General features: G+C 71.4%; 16 protein-coding genes and 2 pseudogenes. 12 read left to right on the top strand and 6 right to left on the bottom strand.

Annotated elements, in window-relative coordinates; genetic code table 11:
• The 3 genes and pseudogenes from AB0383_RS19410 to AB0383_RS19420 all read left to right on the top strand — a co-directional run.
• Window positions 1-429, top strand: a pseudogene (locus AB0383_RS19410) (bifunctional 3,4-dihydroxy-2-butanone-4-phosphate synthase/GTP cyclohydrolase II); the annotation flags it as partial.
• On the top strand, window positions 419-925 hold the full coding sequence (gene ribH / locus AB0383_RS19415; protein ID WP_220238484.1) for a 6,7-dimethyl-8-ribityllumazine synthase: 507 nt from the start codon (window positions 419-421) through the stop codon (window positions 923-925). The pseudogene AB0383_RS19410 and the gene ribH, both read left to right, overlap by 11 nt.
• 62 nt (window positions 926-987) lie before the next feature.
• Window positions 988-1,383 (top strand): PH domain-containing protein, encoded by a 396-nt coding sequence (locus AB0383_RS19420; RefSeq protein ID WP_364185104.1) that lies wholly within the window; start codon window positions 988-990, stop codon window positions 1,381-1,383.
• Window positions 1,384-1,444: 61 nt separating this feature from the next.
• Here AB0383_RS19420 and AB0383_RS19425 read toward each other — a convergent pair whose 3' ends face one another.
• Window positions 1,445-2,230 carry an exodeoxyribonuclease III gene (locus AB0383_RS19425; RefSeq protein ID WP_364184874.1) on the bottom strand — a complete coding sequence of 262 codons (786 nt, stop codon included), beginning with the start codon at window positions 2,228-2,230 and terminating at the stop codon, window positions 1,445-1,447.
• Between the two features lie 77 nt (window positions 2,231-2,307).
• Entirely contained in the window at window positions 2,308-3,024 is a 717-nt protein-coding gene (locus AB0383_RS19430) for a trypsin-like serine protease (protein ID WP_366188079.1), read from the bottom strand.
• Between the two features lie 219 nt (window positions 3,025-3,243).
• Here AB0383_RS19430 and uvrC point away from each other — a divergent pair, with 219 nt between their 5' ends.
• From uvrC to whiA, 4 genes are read left to right on the top strand one after another with little or no spacing between them, the layout of a single operon-like run.
• Complete coding sequence (gene uvrC, locus AB0383_RS19435) at window positions 3,244-5,283, top strand: excinuclease ABC subunit UvrC (RefSeq protein ID WP_366188080.1); 2,040 nt, start codon at window positions 3,244-3,246, stop codon at window positions 5,281-5,283.
• Between the two features lie 50 nt (window positions 5,284-5,333).
• Window positions 5,334-6,191 (top strand): RNase adapter RapZ, encoded by an 858-nt coding sequence (gene rapZ, locus AB0383_RS19440; protein ID WP_364185106.1) that lies wholly within the window; start codon window positions 5,334-5,336, stop codon window positions 6,189-6,191.
• Window positions 6,178-7,164, top strand: a complete 987-nt coding sequence (yvcK, locus tag AB0383_RS19445; protein WP_220238488.1) for a uridine diphosphate-N-acetylglucosamine-binding protein YvcK — start codon at window positions 6,178-6,180, stop codon at window positions 7,162-7,164. The genes rapZ and yvcK overlap by 14 nt, the downstream gene beginning before the upstream one ends.
• Window positions 7,165-7,200: 36 nt before the next feature.
• Window positions 7,201-8,193: a DNA-binding protein WhiA gene (whiA, locus tag AB0383_RS19450; protein WP_285968830.1), complete on the top strand. Its 993-nt coding sequence runs from the start codon at window positions 7,201-7,203 to the stop codon at window positions 8,191-8,193.
• Here the strand turns inward: whiA and AB0383_RS19455 are convergent.
• On the bottom strand, window positions 8,190-9,077 hold the full coding sequence (locus AB0383_RS19455; RefSeq protein ID WP_366188081.1) for a hypothetical protein: 888 nt from the start codon (window positions 9,075-9,077) through the stop codon (window positions 8,190-8,192). The two genes, whiA and AB0383_RS19455, sit on opposite strands and share 4 nt — an antisense overlap.
• A gap of 85 nt (window positions 9,078-9,162) precedes the next feature.
• On the opposite strand from AB0383_RS19455, the gene AB0383_RS19460 reads away from it, so the two are divergent.
• Window positions 9,163-9,789 (top strand): hypothetical protein, encoded by a 627-nt coding sequence (locus AB0383_RS19460; RefSeq protein WP_366188082.1) that lies wholly within the window; start codon window positions 9,163-9,165, stop codon window positions 9,787-9,789.
• 226 nt (window positions 9,790-10,015) lie between these two features.
• Window positions 10,016-10,183, top strand: a pseudogene (locus AB0383_RS19465) (hypothetical protein); the annotation flags it as partial.
• Window positions 10,184-10,237: 54 nt separating this feature from the next.
• Here AB0383_RS19465 and AB0383_RS19470 read toward each other — a convergent pair.
• Complete coding sequence (locus AB0383_RS19470) at window positions 10,238-11,200, bottom strand: sterol desaturase family protein (protein WP_366188083.1); 963 nt, start codon at window positions 11,198-11,200, stop codon at window positions 10,238-10,240.
• Between the two features lie 71 nt (window positions 11,201-11,271).
• On the opposite strand from AB0383_RS19470, the gene AB0383_RS19475 reads away from it, so the two are divergent.
• Window positions 11,272-11,880 carry a TetR/AcrR family transcriptional regulator gene (locus tag AB0383_RS19475; protein WP_366188084.1) on the top strand — a complete coding sequence of 203 codons (609 nt, stop codon included), beginning with the start codon at window positions 11,272-11,274 and terminating at the stop codon, window positions 11,878-11,880.
• A 348-nt stretch (window positions 11,881-12,228) separates the two neighbouring features.
• Here AB0383_RS19475 and AB0383_RS19480 read toward each other — a convergent pair whose 3' ends face one another.
• Complete coding sequence (locus AB0383_RS19480; protein WP_366188085.1) at window positions 12,229-12,840, bottom strand: hypothetical protein; 612 nt, start codon at window positions 12,838-12,840, stop codon at window positions 12,229-12,231.
• Between the two features lie 78 nt (window positions 12,841-12,918).
• On the bottom strand, window positions 12,919-13,356 hold the full coding sequence (locus AB0383_RS19485) for a PPOX class F420-dependent oxidoreductase (RefSeq protein WP_354884751.1): 438 nt from the start codon (window positions 13,354-13,356) through the stop codon (window positions 12,919-12,921).
• Between the two features lie 77 nt (window positions 13,357-13,433).
• Between AB0383_RS19485 and AB0383_RS19490 the strand changes: the two genes are divergently transcribed.
• Together AB0383_RS19490 and AB0383_RS19495 are read left to right on the top strand one after the other, a co-directional pair.
• Window positions 13,434-14,906 carry a hypothetical protein gene (locus AB0383_RS19490; protein WP_366188320.1) on the top strand — a complete coding sequence of 491 codons (1,473 nt, stop codon included), beginning with the start codon at window positions 13,434-13,436 and terminating at the stop codon, window positions 14,904-14,906.
• Window positions 14,906-15,709 (top strand): hypothetical protein, encoded by an 804-nt coding sequence (locus AB0383_RS19495; protein WP_366188086.1) that lies wholly within the window; start codon window positions 14,906-14,908, stop codon window positions 15,707-15,709. The genes AB0383_RS19490 and AB0383_RS19495 overlap by 1 nt, the downstream gene beginning before the upstream one ends.
• Window positions 15,710-15,712 lie beyond the last annotated feature (3 nt).

Consider the following 15,712-nt stretch of genomic DNA (forward strand, 5'->3'; position numbering starts at 1 on the left):
GTGGCCGACGAGGGCCGCGGCGTCGTGCTCTACATCCGCGGCCACGAGGGCCGCGGCATCGGGCTGCTGCACAAGCTGCAGGCCTACCAGCTGCAGGATGCCGGCGCGGACACCGTCGACGCGAACCTCGCGCTCGGCGTCCCGGCCGACGCCCGCGACTACGGCACCGGCGCGCAGATCTTGTGCGACCTCGGCGTGCGGTCGATGCGGCTGCTCACGAACAACCCGGCCAAGCGCGTCGGTCTCGAGGGGTACGGCCTGCGGGTCACCGGCCGCGTGCCGCTGCCCATCTCGCCCAACCCCGAGAACCTGCGGTACCTGCGCACCAAGCGCGACCGCATGGGGCACGACCTCGCGCAGCTGGAGCACTACGAACAGGTGGGTGCCGCCGACCAGGCGGAGAAGGGGACAGCACCCGATGAGCGGTGAGGGACGGCCCGAGTTCGAGCTCGACCTGAGCGACTGCAAGGCGCTGAAGCTCGGCATCGTGGCCACGCGGTGGAACGCGAACATCACCGAAAAGCTCCTGGAGCGGGCGCTGGCGGCCGCGAAGGCGGCCGAGCTCGAGGAGGAGCCGACCGTCGTGCACGTCGCCGGCGCCGTCGAGCTGCCGGTGGTCGCGCAGGCGCTGGCCCGCCACCACGACGCAGTCGTGGCGCTCGGCGTGGTGATCCGGGGCGAGACCCCGCACTTCGACTACGTGTGCGACTCGGTCACCGCCGGTCTCACGCGCGTGGCGCTCGACGAGAGCACGCCCGTCGGCAACGGCGTGCTGACGGTCAACGACGAGCAGCAGGCGCTCGACCGCTCCGGCCTGCCGGGTTCGAAGGAAGACAAGGGCTACGAGGCCACGGTCGCGGCGCTCGACTCCGCCCACGTGCTGCGCGGTCTGCGCCAGCCGTGGACCGAGCGGGGATTCGTGTGAGCCCCGCCGTGAGTGAGCAGCAGGAGACCACGCTGGTGATCCGCCCTCGGCGGGCGCTGGTGATGTGCAGCGTGCTGGCCGTGCTGCTGCTCGCCGTGTTCATCGTCGTGGCGATCCTGCTGCGCAACTCCCACACCGGCGTCGTGTTCGAGAAGTCGGACCAGGTCGCGATGATCGGCATCGGCGTGCTGCTGGCGCTGGGCACGATGCTGTTCGCCAACGCCCGCGTGCGCGCGGACACGACCGGCATCGAGGTCCGCAACGTGATCACGACCCGCCGGTTCCTGTGGAGCGACGTGCTGTCGGTCAGCTTCCCCGACGGCGCTTCGTGGGCCCGGCTGGAGCTGCCCGACGACGAGTACTTCTCCGTGATGGCCGTGCAGGCTGTCGACCGTGATCGCGCGGTCGCCGCCGTGCGCGCGCTGCGCAAGCTGCACAAGGCGGCCACGGGTTCCTGACTCTTCAGACGAGAGAGCCGCCCGGACGTTCGTGGTCCGGGCGGCTTTTTTCGTTGGTGCGTCAGAGATCCAGGTCGACCACGATCGGCGCGTGGTCCGAGGGGCCCTTGCCCTTGCGCGCCTCACGGTCCACATAGGAATCCCGCACGGCCGACGTGAACGGCTTGCTGCCGTAGACGAGGTCGATGCGCATCCCCTTGTTGTTGGGGAAGTTCCCGGCGCGGTAGTCCCAGTAAGTGAACGGGTGGTCGTACTTCAGCGGCCGCGGGAAGACGTCGACAAGGCCGAGGTCGCGCAGCCGGGCCAGCGCCGCGCGCTCGGGCTCGGTGACGTGGGTGGATCCTTCGAACACGGCCCGGTCCCACACGTCCGCGTCGGTGGGCGCGACGTTGAAGTCGCCGAGCACGGCGAACGGCGTGTCGGACAGCGTCGACAGCTCCGTCGCGACTGTCGTCCGCAGGGCTTCGAGCCACTCCAGCTTGTACGCGTAGTGCGGGTTCTCGGGCTCACGTCCGTTGGGCACGTACACCGACCACACGCGCACGCCGCCGCAGGTGGCGCCGACGGCGCGGGCCTCCGACGCGCCGTCGAACTGCGGCTCACCCGTGAGGCCGCGCACGACGTCGGTGATGCCGACGCGCGAGACGATCGCGACGCCGTTCCAGCGGCCGAGCCCGTAGGCGGCGACCTCGTAGCCCAGCGCCCGAACCGGCTCCAGCGGGAAGGCCTCGGTGGTGTTCTTCAGCTCCTGCAGGCACAGCACGTCGGGGCCCGAGTGCTCGAGCCAGTCGAGCACGCGCGGCAGCCGCGGCACGATCGAGTTGACGTTCCAGGTCGCGATCCTCACGACCGCCAGGATAGGGGTGCGTGGCCCGGGGCACCCGGCCACGCACCCCCGCTCGGGTTGTGTCGAATCGGCCTAACTCAAACGCCCGCAGTGCTGCGGATCCACGAGCGACTGGTGGCGACGCTCGCGTAGTTGTTGGTGCCGCGGGTGTTCGTGCCGCTCTGGTTCTGCACGGTCGACGCGACGCCGACCTGCACGCCGTTCGACACCTCGGGCCCGCCCGAGTCGCCCTTCCACGCGGCGCCGTTGATTCCGACGCTCTGGATCGCGCGGCCGCCGTACGCGTCGGTGGAGCGGCCGGTGACCTGCACGTTGGTGACCTTCAGCGCCGAAGCCGGCGGGCCGGTCGGGGTCGTGCGGCCCCAGCCGTAGAGCTGGTTGGTGCTGCCGGTGGCCGGGTCGGCGCTGCCGAGGGCGATCGGCGTGGCGGAGGTGGCCTGCGCGAGGTGCAGGAGGGCGATGTCGCCGTTGGGCGACTCCTCCTCGCGGTCGACGGCGATCTTGGTGCCGCCGAAGAGTGTGTTGGTGCCCACGCGCACGTACATGCCGCTGCCGTCTTCATCGAGGCAGTGCACGGCCGTCATCACCCACCGCGACGCGACGACCGTGCCCGAGCAGTTGAAGCCCTGGAAGTCGCGGCCCGGGGTGTTGACGTAGACCTGCGCGCCCCAGCTCACGGCGGGCGCGGTGCCGCCGCCCACGATGTTCGTCTGCGCGGTGGCGGTGGTGCCGCCGGCCAGGGTCAGCGCGGCCACTGCGGCCGTGGCCGCGCCGGCGAAACGGATGCTTCTCAAGGCGGAGTCCTTTCGGTGGGGACCGGAATAGCCGGGTCTCGGCTGGAACGGACGGTAATCAGCGCGTCACCCGGCCGGGAACCGACGAAGGTCGCGCGTGTCCGAATCACCCGACTTCCGTCGGGTCGAGGGTGCGGTCGGGCCGCTAGCCGGTCACCGGACGGCCGCTGTGCACCGGGGGCTCGCAAAGTTGTCAGGGCCGCGCCATAGGCTGGGTGGGTGGCTGACCCGACCACCTACCGTCCCTCGCCGGGGAGCATCCCGGACGCCCCTGGCGTGTACAAGTTCCGCGACGCCTCGAAGCGGGTCATCTACGTCGGCAAGGCCAAGAGCCTGCGCAGCAGGCTCAACTCCTACTTCGCCGACCTCATGGGCCTGCACCCGCGCACGCGCCAGATGGTCACCACGGCCGCGAGCGTCGAGTGGACCGTGGTCACCACCGAGGTCGAGGCGCTGCAGCTCGAGTACAACTGGATCAAGGAGTTCGACCCGCGGTTCAACGTCCGCTACCGCGACGACAAGAGCTACCCGATGCTCGCGGTCACGTTGAACGAGGAGTTCCCCCGCCTGCACGTGTACCGGGGCGCGCGCAAGAAGGGCGTGCGTTACTTCGGCCCGTACTCCCACGCCTGGGCCATCCGCGAGACGCTCGACCTGCTGCTGCGCGTGTTCCCGGCGCGCACCTGCTCGGCGGGGGTGTTCCGGCGCCACGGCCAGATCGGCCGGCCCTGCCTGCTCGGCTACATCGACAAGTGCTCGGCGCCTTGCGTCGGGCGGGTCAGCGCCGACGAGCACCGCGGGATCGTCGAGGACTTCTGTGATTTTCTTGCCGGCCGCACCGACGCGATGATCCGCCGCCTGGAACGGGAGATGGCCGCCGCGTCGGACGAGCTCGAGTTCGAACGCGCCGCGCGGCTGCGCGACGACCTCGGTGCCCTGCGGCGCGCGATGGAGAAGCAGGCCGTGGTGTTCGGCGACGGCACCGACGCCGACGTGGTCGCCTTCGCCCACGACGAACTGGAAGCGGCCGTGCAGGTGTTCCACGTCCGTGGCGGGCGCGTGCGCGGGCAGCGCGGCTGGATCATCGACAAGGCCGAGGAAATGGCCGTGCCGGATCTGGTCGACCAATTCATCACGCAGTTCTACGGCGAGGAGTCCGACCGCGCGGCGCGCGACGGCCTCGACGCGGGCCCGGTCGTGCCGCGTGAGGTGATCGTGCCCGAGCTGCCGGCCGACGCCGAGGCGCTCGGCGAGTGGCTCTCGGCGATCCGCGGCTCGCGCGTGCGCGTGCGGGTGGCGCAGCGCGGGGACAAGAAGGCGCTGGCCGAAACCGTGGAGCGCAACGCGGGGGAGGCCTTCACCCAGCACAAGCTGCGTCGCGCCGGCGACCTCACCGCGCGCTCGGCGGCGTTGCATGAGCTGCAGGACTTCCTCGCGCTCGACAGCGCGCCGCTGCGCATCGAGTGCATCGACATCAGCCACATCCAGGGCAGCGACGTGGTCGCGTCGCTCGTGGTCTTCGAAGACGGTCTCGCGCGCAAGTCCGAGTACCGCCGGTTCGCGTTGCGCGAGGCCGCGGAAGAGGGCGACGTCGCGTCGATCGCGGAGGTCGTGCGCCGCCGGTTCCACCGCTACCTCAAGGAAACCGCCGAGGACAGCCCGGCCGAGACCGGCGAAATCAGTGGCGAAAGCAGCGCCGAAACGAACGGCGACAGCGCTGCTGACGGCGAGGCGATCGAACCCGCCCGCCCGGGCATCGACCCGGACACGGGCCGCCCGCGCAAATTCGCCTACCCGCCCAACCTGCTCGTGGTCGACGGCGCGGGCCCACAGGCCACGGCGGCGGCCGATGTGCTGGCGGAGCTGGGGATCACCGACATCGCGGTGGTGGGGCTCGCGAAGCGGCTGGAGGAGGTCTGGCTGCCCGCGGACCCCGACCCGGTGATCCTGCCGCGCACGTCCGAAGCGCTGTACCTGTTGCAGCGCCTGCGTGACGAGGCCCACCGGTTCGCCATCCGCTACCACCGGGAGAAGCGGTCCAAGCGGCTGTCGGCGTCCGAATTGGACAGTGTGCCCGGGCTGGGGCAGGCTCGGCGCACCGCGCTGATCAAGCACTTCGGCTCGGTGAAGAAGCTCAAGCAAGCCAGGGTCGAGGAGATCGAGGCGGTGCCCGGCTTCGGCAGGCGCACCGCGGAGGCCGTGGTGGCGGCATTGGCCGGGGAGACCGGTGCCGGCTCGGGAGGGGACAAGGGGTCGTGATCGGAGAAGGAACCATCGTGAGTGCGCAAGAGGACAACCGGGGAACCGGGATGGAGGTCGCCGTCGTCAGCGGCCTCTCGGGAGCGGGCCGCTCCACCGCGGCGAAGTGCCTGGAGGACCTGGGCTGGTTCGTCGTGGACAACCTGCCGCCGGAGCTGATCGCCACCATGGTCGAGCTCGGCGCGCAGGCGCGCGGCGCGATCACCAAGGTGGCTGTGGTGATGGACGTGCGTTCGCGCGCGTTCACTGACGACCTGGCCTCGGTGATCAAGGACCTGGACGCGCGCGGGTACAAGCCGCGCGTGCTGTTCTTGGAGGCCACCGACGCGGTGCTGGTGCGCCGCTTCGAGGCCGTCCGCCGCGGCCACCCGATGCAGGGCGACGGCCGGCTCGCCGACGGCATCACCGCCGAGCGCAGGCTGCTCGCGCCGCTGCGCGAGGAAGCCGACCTGGTGCTCGACACCTCCGCGCTGTCGGTGCACGACCTGCGGGCGAAAATAGAGGACGCCTTCGGCTCGGAGGCGAGCACGCAGACGCGCGTGACCGTGCTGTCGTTCGGCTACAAGTACGGCCTGCCGATGGATTCCGACCTGGTGATGGACGTGCGGTTCCTGCCGAACCCGTTCTGGATCCCGGAGCTGCGCGACCACACCGGGCTCGACGGCGAGGTCCGCAACTACGTGCTGTCGCAGGAAGGCGCGGAGGAGTTCCTCGACCGCTACCACCAGCTGCTGCGCCTGATCGGCGCCGGCTACAAGCGCGAGGGCAAGCGGTACCTCACGCTCGCCGTCGGCTGCACGGGCGGGAAGCATCGCAGCGTCGCGATCTCGGAAGAGCTCGCGCACCGACTGTCCAAGGAGGACGGAATGGCTGTGAAGGTGGTGCACCGCGACCTTGGCCGTGAGTGACGTACGCGCGGTCGCGCTCGGCGGCGGACACGGCCTGCACGCGACGCTCACCGCGTTGCGGCGGGTCACCCGGGAAGTCACGGCGGTGGTCACCGTCGCCGACGACGGGGGCTCGTCCGGGCGCCTGCGGCGTGAGCTGGGCCTCCTGCCGCCTGGCGACCTGCGGCAGGCCTTCGCGGCGTTCGCGGCCGAAGACGGCGGCACGCTGTGGGCCGAGGTGTTCCAGCACCGCTTCGGCGGCGACGGCGCGCTGGCCGGCCACGCGGTGGGCAACCTGCTGCTGGCCGGCCTGTTCGAGGTGCTCGGCGATCCCGTGGCGGCGCTCGACGAAGCGAGCCGCCTCACGGGGATTTCCGGACGCGTGCTGCCGATGTCGCCGGAGCCGCTGGAGATCGAGGCCGAGGTGAGCGGCCTCGACAGCGAGGATCCGGGGGCCGTCCGCCGGATCCGCGGGCAGGTCGCGGTGGCGAGCACACCCGGGCAGGTCCACCGCATCAGCCTGCACCCGGTCGGGCGTCAGGCGCGGCCGCCGCAGGGCTGCCCGCAGGCGATCGAGGCCGTGCTCGGCGCCGACGTGGTGTTCCTCGGGCCGGGCTCGTGGTTCACCAGCGTCTTGCCGCACGTGCTCGTGCCGGATCTGTACGACGCGCTCGTGCGCACGCGGGCTACCAAGGTGGTGGTCCTCAACCTTGTCCCCCAGCCGGGGGAAACTGCCGGGTTCTCACCGGAGCGGCATCTCGACGTACTCTTCGAACACGCCCCCGCGCTGCGGGTCGACGCCGTGATCGCGGACCGCGATTCCGTGCCGGACCCGGCAAGTCTGCGCCGGGCGGCGCAGCGGCTGGGTGGTCGCGCCCATTTGGGGGCGGTGGCCGACCCGGTCGTGGAGGGACGGCATGATCCTGATGCGCTCGCCCGGTGCATGCGAGAGGCTCTCGGCCTCGATGGGGGACACAGCGGGCACCGTGGCTGACGGCGGGCGCGCAGCGGAAGGCAGGAGGGGCAGTACATGGCGATGACCGCCGCGGTGAAGGACGAACTGAGCAGGCTCGAGATCACGAAGATCGGGCCACGCCGGGCGGAGGTCGCGTCGCTGCTTCGCTTCGCCGGCGGGCTGCACATCGTGGCCGGCCGCGTGGTGGTGGAGGCCGAACTCGACACGGGTTCGGTGGCCCGGCGGCTGCGCAAGGAGATCCACGAGCTCTACGGCCACCAGTCCGACGTGCACGTGATCACCGCCAGCGGTGGCCTGCGCAAGGGCACGCGGTACGTCGTGCGCGTCGTGAAGGACGGCGAAGGTCTCGCCCGCCAGACTGGGCTGATCGACCAGCGCGGGCGGCCGGTGCGCGGACTGCCCGCGGCCGTGGTGTCCGGCGGGGTCGCCGACGCGGAAGCCGCGTGGCGCGGCGCGTTCCTCGCCCACGGTTCGCTCACGGAACCGGGTCGCTCGTCGTCGCTGGAAGTCACGTGCCCGGGCCCGGAAGCGGCGCTGGCTCTGGTCGGCGCGGCCCGGCGCATGGGCATCCAGGCGAAGTCGCGCGAGGTCCGCGGCGCCGACCGGGTCGTGGTGCGCGACGGGGACGCCATCGGTGCGCTGCTGACGCGCCTCGGCGCCCACGCGAGCGTGCTGCAGTGGGAGGAACGGCGGATGCGCCGCGAGGTTCGCGCCACCGCCAACCGCCTCGCCAACTTCGACGACGCCAACCTCCGCCGCTCGGCCCGCGCGGCCGTCGCGGCGGCCGCCCGTGTCGAACGCGCCCTCGACATCCTCGGCGACACCGCCCCCGACCACCTCCTGGCGGCCGGCAAGCTGCGATTGTCCAACCGGCAGGCGTCGCTGGAGGAGCTCGGCCAGCTGTCCGACCCGCAGATGACGAAGGACGCGGTGGCCGGCCGTATCCGGCGCTTGCTCGCGATGGCGGACAAGCGGGCGAAGGACCTGAACATCCCGGACACGGAGTCCGCGGTGACGCCGGAGATGCTGGAGGACGAGGAAGCCTAGGCGGTTCCCGGCGGCGTCGGGGTTCGGAGTCGGGGCCGGGGCAGCTTGAGTTCGGTCACCAGCGCGCGCAGCCACGGCTGCGCGATCGCCGGTTCCTTCACGATCTCGCGCACCATCCGGTCCCGCACCTCGGCCGTCCGTCCCGCCGCGACGACCGCCAGCGCTTCGGCCAGGGCTTCGCGCGCTTTGTCGTCGTGCTGCGGCGCGCGGGCAGCCTCGGCGCCCCAGCGCTCGCGCGTGAACGAGCGCGTGAGTTTCGGTTGCCAGTTGCCGAAGTAGCTCCAGGTGTTCGCGTCGAGGGAGACGTTGCGGATGGCGCCGGCGGGCACCCCGGCCGTCCAGCCCGCGTGCTGGTGCCAGCGCCAGCTCTTGGGGCTCGTCGCGCGGCGCAACGTGATGCCGAGGAACCGCAGGCGCCGCCGGACTTCCGGCCACGCGGCTCCCTCGTCTTCCGCCCATTGCCGGAGGATGCCGGTCAGGGACCCGAACGTGCCACCGGACGAGACCAGGTCCGTGAGCACCACCGGCGGCCCGCCACCCGCGAGCGCCGCGGGGGAGAGCCCGGCTTCGGCGAGGTTGGCGCGCAACTGGGCCGTTTCACCGCGCCGCATCGGTCCGAGCAAGGGATTGTCGACCATCCCCAACGACAACGGCAGCAGGTGCAGCCGGCTCCGGTCGGTGAGCGCGCCACTCAACAGGTCGTACACGCTGTCCCCGGACCGCCCAACGAAGTACAGATCCCCGTCCTCGCTGCGCGCCAGCACCTTCGCCGCACACGCCGTGAGCTCGTCCAGGAACCACAACACGGGCGCCCCGGCGGGCAGGCTTCCGAGCTGGTCCGGGCGCACGAGATCCCAGCGATGCGGGCGGTTCGGTTCGGTCACCCCTCCAGAACATCATGCGGCGCAACCGAATTCGCCCGCGAAAACCGGTTGCGAGTCGACAGTGGACTGCGGGATCCTCACGCGTGTGTCGCTGTACGACTACTATCCGGCGGGGTTGACCTGGGCCGAGGTCGACCCCGCCGAGCACCCGTTCGACGCCGTAACAGCGGCCGGGATCATCGCGTCGGTTCCGTGGGCGGCGGGCGACGACTGGACCGAAGCCGTGCTGGCTGCCCTCGACCGGCAGCTCGGCCCGTGGACGTGTGGCTGGGCGTGGGCCCGCGACGAAGGCGATTTCGGCGGCGGTCCGGTCGCTTCGTGGTGTTGTGGCGCGCATTCCGTGACCACGCCGGCCGAAACGTCGGCGCGGGCCCTCGCCGCGCTGCGCGAATGGCGCGGCTGGCTGGAGCGGCTCGCCGAGCTGTTCGCCACGCACGCACTCCCGGCCGGTTCCCCCGAAGCGCGGCCGGCCGCGTGGGAGCGGGCCGTACCGGTGCTCGTGGAAGAAGTCGTGGACCGGACCGGCGCGGGTGACGCGTGGTACCGGCACTGTGCGCAGGTGCTGCAGTGGTTCCTGGCCTACCACGGGATCGCCGACGTTAGGCTCGTCGAAGAAGCCGTCGGCGGCCGGTTCCAGTCCTGGACTGCACCCGAGGACACCGAGGTCGCCGACCTCGCGCGGCGGTTCGCGGCCGTCGACCCGTGTGCGTGACGATCTGCGGACCTGGCTCACGGTCCGCTCCGGCGTCGCGTGGGACGAGGTCCCCGACGTCACGCCGTGGACCGGGACCCGTGATGGCGTGGCCGAGTTCGTCGACACGATCGTTCGCCGTCGCGACGAGCAGCGGGCCGAGCGGCTGCTGGCCGCGCTCGCTCAGGTGCGGGCCGACGCCGGCCGCCCCCTCACGTTCGAACTCCTCGCCGGCTGGCAGGAGCTCGTGCTCGGCGAACCGGCCGCGTTCCGCACCACCACCGCGTTCGCCAAGGGCGGCCGGGAACGCTACGGCCCCACCACCATCGCGGAGTTCGACGCGCACCTCACCGACGCCCACGGCACGGCTCCGTTGCCGGCGCGCGTGGCGCGGGCGTACCTCGATGTCTGCTTCTTCCACCCGTTTCCCGACGGCAATGGCCGAGCGGCGATGCTCGCCGCGTACCACCTACTGACGAGCGACGGCGTGACCCTCGACCGGACCGGTCCGCTGTTCGTGATCAGCCGCCGCGCGGACGACGCGGCCGCGGCGGCCGGGCTTGCCCGGCTCGTCGGCAAGCTCGTGGCGGGGTGACCAGCCCGGCGGGCCGACCACGTACCCCGCCCGGTCCCGCCAACCTTGCGCACCACGAAGGTCGCGGAGGATCGAGCCGTACTCGTGGAACCCGACTTTCAGCAGGTTGTGCGTGCCGATGTTCGTGGTCAGCCCGTACGTCGGCCGCTTTCCCTCGGGGACGAAGCTGCGGAACAACCGGTCCCAGACGATCAGGATCCCGCCGTAGTTCGCGTCGAGGTACTCGGCGTCGCTGCCGTGGTGGACGCGGTGGTGCGACGGGGTGTTGAAGACGTACTCGAACCAGCGCGGCAGCTTCCGCACCTTCTCCGTGTGCACGAAGAACTGGTACACGAGGTCGATCGACAGGCCGGTGAGGATCATCCACGGCGGGATCCCGCACAGCGCCAGCACGGACCAGAACGGCAGCTGGAAGTACGGGGTCCACTTCTGCCGCAGCGCCGTCGAGAAGTTGTAGTGCTCGCTGGAGTGGTGCACCTGGTGCCCGGCCCACAGCAGCCGCACGCGGTGGCTCGCGCGGTGGTAGGCGTAGAACACGAGCTCCTGGCCCAGCAGCATGAGCGCCCACGTCCACCAGTCGCGCGGGTCGAACTTCACCGGCGCCAGCTCGAAGAGCACGGCGAAGACCACCAGCATCACGAGCCGGAACAGCGCGTTCACGCCGAGCGCGACCGTGCCCATGAACATGCTGGTGCGAGTGTCGGCGGCGCTGTAACCGACCACGTCGTCGTCGTGGCCGAGCACGTGCACCGCGACGACCTCGACGGCCACGAACAGCAGGAACACCGGGATCGCGTACAGCACCGGGTCACGCAGGTGCGCCAGGAAGTCGGCCACGTCGTCTCCTCCCGAACGGAACTAACTCTTAGGTAACTTACCTCAGGGTCACTTACGGTAGGCTCAACCGCGTGACAAGGTCAAGGGCCGTCGGGACGAAGGGTGTGCCTCGTGGCGAGCGCGAGTCGCAGATCCTCGTGGCGGGCACCGAGGAGTTCGGCCGGGCGGGGTACGCGGGCGCGTCGATGGTGGAGATCGCCCGCCGCGTGGGCGTCACGAAACCCCTGCTGTACCAGTACTTCGGCTCGAAGGAAGGGCTGTACCTCGCGTGCCTGCACCGTGCGGGGGACCGGCTGACGGAAGGCGTGGCCGAGACCATGGCGGCCGGCGGCGACCCGGAGCGCATGCCGCTCGCGGTGCTGGCGGCGATCTTCGCGACGTTCGACCACGACCGCTACGCGTGGAAGCTCCTGCGCGACCCGACGGTGCCCGCGACGGGCGACATCGCCGCCGCGGCGGGTGATTACCGCGAACGCCTCGACGCGTTCGCCCTCCTCGGCGCCGGTCAGCTGCTGGGATCGCGCGGGTCGTCGGACGCGCTGGACGTCGAGGCTCTCGCCCACGTCTGGACCGGTGTCGTGGACTCGCTGATCAGCTGGTGGATCGACCGGCCCGCCGAGACCGCCGCGGCGATGACCGACCGCTGCGCCCGCGTGATGGCCGCGCTCTTCGGCTGGTGACCAGTCCGCTGTGGACACCCGCGGACACCGGCGCGGCCGGGACGACCGGCGCCGCTCCGGTCAACCCTGGCGCAGTCCTGGGTTCCGGCACGAGTGCGCGCCGCCGAGGGGCGTCGCGCCGAGGGAACCCCTGTGGGGCAGGGGGTCCGGCGGCGGCGGTGCGGCCGGGAGGGCGGAGCGGGGAGGTGCCGGGTGTGGTCGAGGACTGATCGAGACTAATAGTTAGGAAACTTTCCTATCTATTGGAGGAAATGACACCATCCCGGACGGGGTGGTGTCAATACCGGACCGCTCGATCACTGTCCGTCAACCGACCGCTCGCCAGTATCGACCTGCGCGCAACGGGGATCAGTCGAGCAGCCAGGCGAACCCTCGACGGCGGCCGAGTTCCGCCACCGCCTGCTCGGCGGCGTCCTTCGTCAACGCGGGGATCACGATGAAGTTCTTCTCGAAGAACTCGACGGGGCGGGGCTCTTTGCGGCGGTGGACGAGGTCGTCGAGGTCGTCCCACCCGACCGCCTCGGCGAGCCGCCGCAGGTCGTGGAAGGTGACCGGGAACCGCCGTTCGCCGCACCGCAGCGAGGCGGACAGGGTGCCGAGCTCGCCGATCCGCGTCCAGTCGGCGCCGTCCGGCACGTCCAGCGACCAGGCCGACTCAGGCCCGGGGCCGAGTCGCAGCAACCAGTCCCGCTCACCGCTGCGCCCGAGGCGATCACCGCCGCGCGCAACCTGCTCCCTGGTCACTTCCGGCACCAGGACGACGTTCGGCTCGTAGAAGGGCGCCGACTCGTTCACGAGGTCGGCGTCCTGGACGATCCGGTACGGGTCGTAGACGATCGCCGGGAACCGGCGCCCGGCGTGGTCGAGGGCGACGTGCAGCAGCACACCTCGGTCCGCCGCCTCCGCCCAGGCGAAGCCGTCGAGGTTTTCGGGCAGGACCAGCGTCCAACGACCCCTCACGCCGACCAGTTTCTCCGCCCGGTCAACCGGTTTGCGCTTCTTCGCCGGCATGACCCGCGAGGAAGCGAGACGAGAACTTCAGCCCGCGATGTCCGCGCGCGCGATCACCTTCGTGATCTTCGCCCGGACGAGCGATTCCTCCGGCACGGCGTTGCGCTTGCCGTACGCCTCGGCCTGGTCCGCGCCCATGTAGCGGCCGCCGAGCCGGGTCGCCCATTCGAGCATCTCGTCGAGGTCGTGGTGCAGAGTCGCCTCGGCCGTGAACTGCACGTAGGAATACGGCGGCTTCTGGTCGTCGACGGCCAGCGACAGCCGTGGCTCGCGGCGCAGCGCCTTGCCCTTCAGCGTGTCCGTGCCCGTGGTGAACACGATTTCGTCCCCGTCGGGGCCCTCGTTCAGCAGAAACCAGATCGGCGTGACGATCGGGGCGCCGTTGGCGCGAACGATCCCCAGCATCCCCGTCCGCGTGCCTTCGGTCGCGAACGCCCACCACTCGGCCCTGCTCATCTCACGCATGTGGGTCACGCTAGCCGTCCGCGTGTGCGGGCGCCTGAGCAGTCCGACTAGCCTGGCCTGCTGTGCGAGACGACGAGATGGGGTTCGCGGGCTTGGCTGACGAGGGGCTGACCCGCCGGCTGAAGGCGCTCGCGTGCACCGCGCCGCTGCACGACCTCGACGCGCGCAAGGCCAAGCTCGACTGGGCCGACGCGACGATCTACCAGATGGCCGAGATCGCGCTGCACACGATCGACCAGGTCACCATCGCCATGGACTTCGACACCGGCGCCGGCCACGACCAGGTCATCGACCGGCTGCTTCCGTTCATCTCGCAGCAGGCGCCCTCGCGCACTCCGTTCGAGCACGTGCGCGTGGCGAAGTGGGTGCTGGACAACCTCATCAACGTCGGCACCACCGACCGCGGCTTCCGGCGCGTCTACGGCTCGATGGGGCCGGGCGGGTACCAGCGCCGCCAGTTCGACTTCAAGCTGCTCGTCGAGCTGGCCGCGCCCGACGGCGAGGTGTACCTGCGCGCGACCGACGAGGCGATCAACGTGCTCGTCGGCGCGCTGGACACCGATGTCGAGTCGGCCCAGATCGCGGCCGAGGTGAAGCTCGAGAACCTGATCAACCGCGGCCGGCTCGCCGACGCGAAGCTCGCGGCCGAGCAGGCGCGCTACCGCACTGTGCAGTACGGCGAGACCCTGCGCGCCAAGCTCGACGCCACGCGCCGCGATGTGCGCGCCGTCGACTGGGAGCTCGAGGTGCCGGATCTGATCGACTCCGCGCTCGGGCACATCGAGTCCCGCTTCCGCGCGGAGAACGCGATCCTCAAGAACATCACCACCGCGCGCGACGAGTCGGAGGAGCTCGACCACAAGAGGCGCGCGGCCGAGCTCGTCGACATCGTCGCCGACTGCATCCGCCGCCACACGCGCCTGCAGTCGCGCCTGGCCGCCGCCGGCGCCGTGTTCCGCGCCGAGCAGGACCGCCAGCAGTTCTCCGGTCCGCCGCAGCGCGCGACGATCGACCTGTTCGGCCAGCTGCTCGTCCCGACGCTCGGCCTGCCGCTGGCCGACGCCGTCGCGCCCGCCGAGCACTTCTTCCACGCGGTCGCGGGCATCACGCCGCCCGTGGTGCCCGCGCTGTCCTCGCTCGTCTCGCTGCTGCTGCGCCCCGCGCCTGAGCGCGACCAGCTCGTCGGCGAGATCCCCGAGCCCGAGCTGATGCCGGCCGAGGACACCGACCGCTTCGGCGACGACGTGTGGCGCCTCGCCGACGACCTGCTGGACCTGCCCGACGTGCCGCGCCGCCTGTCGGGCCTGCTGGAGGACGCGCGCCGCACGAAGCAACCCGGTCTGGCGACCCTGGTCGCGCTGCGCGCCCTGCACGCCTACAGTCCCGAGGTCGGCGCCGCGCGCCGCCAGGGGGAACGCCACGTGCTGCTGGCCGTCGACGACGGCACGCTGCTCGTCGACCCCGAGTTCGGTGGCGCCGACCTGCTGCTGTCCACCGCCGAGGTCGAGCGCGCCGAAGAGAGCACCGAAGACAGCGAGGAGGTCGCCTGATGCCCGTGACCCACACGAGCGTCGACGCCGAGGCCGCCGCGCGCCTGGTCGCGTTCGGCATGCGCCCGAAGCAGTTGCCCGCCCGCGACGTCGTCTACGGCGAGCTGGTGCGCCGCTACGCCGAGGACAACGCGTTCAAGGCACTCACGCACGCCGTCGCGTCGGGTCTGGGGCTGATGGTGCTGCAGGTCAACCAGCAGGCGGGCGCCGTGCTGGCCGCCGTCGACGAGTCGATCTTCGAGATCAAGATGGACACCTACGCGCGCCAGGCCAAGATCCGCGAACGCCGCGAGACGGAGAAGGTCATCCACGGCCTCATCCACCTCGCCGTCGCGGCGCTGGCCTACCCGCGGCCCGACGACCTCGCCAACGACACCTACATCGGCCGCGTGAGCGTGGAGCAGGTCGACGCGATGGTCCGCGAGGCCGCGCGCATGCTCGACGAGCGCGCGCAGCAGGCCGAGGCCAACAACGACCCGCTGGCCGACGCGCCGGAGCTGGAGCAGGCGTGGCGCGCCTACGCCCGGCGCCCGGCCGCGGCGGCCACGAAGGACGGCCGCATGGCCGCCGACACCACCCGGGGCATGGTCGCGCGCGCCCTGCGGTTCCTGGCCGACCAGGGCTTCCTGGTGCCGGTGAGCGACGAGCAGGGCGGCACCTACCGCACCACGCCGCGGTACCAGATCCAGGTGCGCGAGCTGGCCGCCGACGCGGCGTTCGACGATCTGCTCGCGCTCGACGTCGTCGCGGTCGCGAGCGCGGGGGGAACGCTGCGCGCGGCCTCTTCGGACACGTTGCAGTAGAGG

This window comes from Amycolatopsis sp. NPDC051373 (assembly GCF_040689465.1).
Lineage (GTDB): Bacteria > Actinomycetota > Actinomycetes > Mycobacteriales > Pseudonocardiaceae > Amycolatopsis.

What these genes read in the sequence shown, in the direction of transcription:
- ribH (WP_220238484.1), top strand. Translation starts at nt 419, where the DNA reads ATGAGCGGTGAGGGACGGCCCGAGTTCGAGCTCGACCTGAGCGACTGC.
- AB0383_RS19420 (WP_364185104.1), top strand. Translation starts at nt 988, where the DNA reads ATGTGCAGCGTGCTGGCCGTGCTGCTGCTCGCCGTGTTCATCGTCGTG.
- rapZ (WP_364185106.1), top strand. Translation starts at nt 5,334, where the DNA reads ATGGAGGTCGCCGTCGTCAGCGGCCTCTCGGGAGCGGGCCGCTCCACC.
- whiA (WP_285968830.1), top strand. Translation starts at nt 7,201, where the DNA reads ATGGCGATGACCGCCGCGGTGAAGGACGAACTGAGCAGGCTCGAGATC.
- AB0383_RS19485 (WP_354884751.1), bottom strand. Translation starts at nt 13,356, where the DNA reads ATGCGTGAGATGAGCAGGGCCGAGTGGTGGGCGTTCGCGACCGAAGGC.
- AB0383_RS19490 (WP_366188320.1), top strand. Translation starts at nt 13,434, where the DNA reads ATGGGGTTCGCGGGCTTGGCTGACGAGGGGCTGACCCGCCGGCTGAAG.
- AB0383_RS19495 (WP_366188086.1), top strand. Translation starts at nt 14,906, where the DNA reads ATGCCCGTGACCCACACGAGCGTCGACGCCGAGGCCGCCGCGCGCCTG.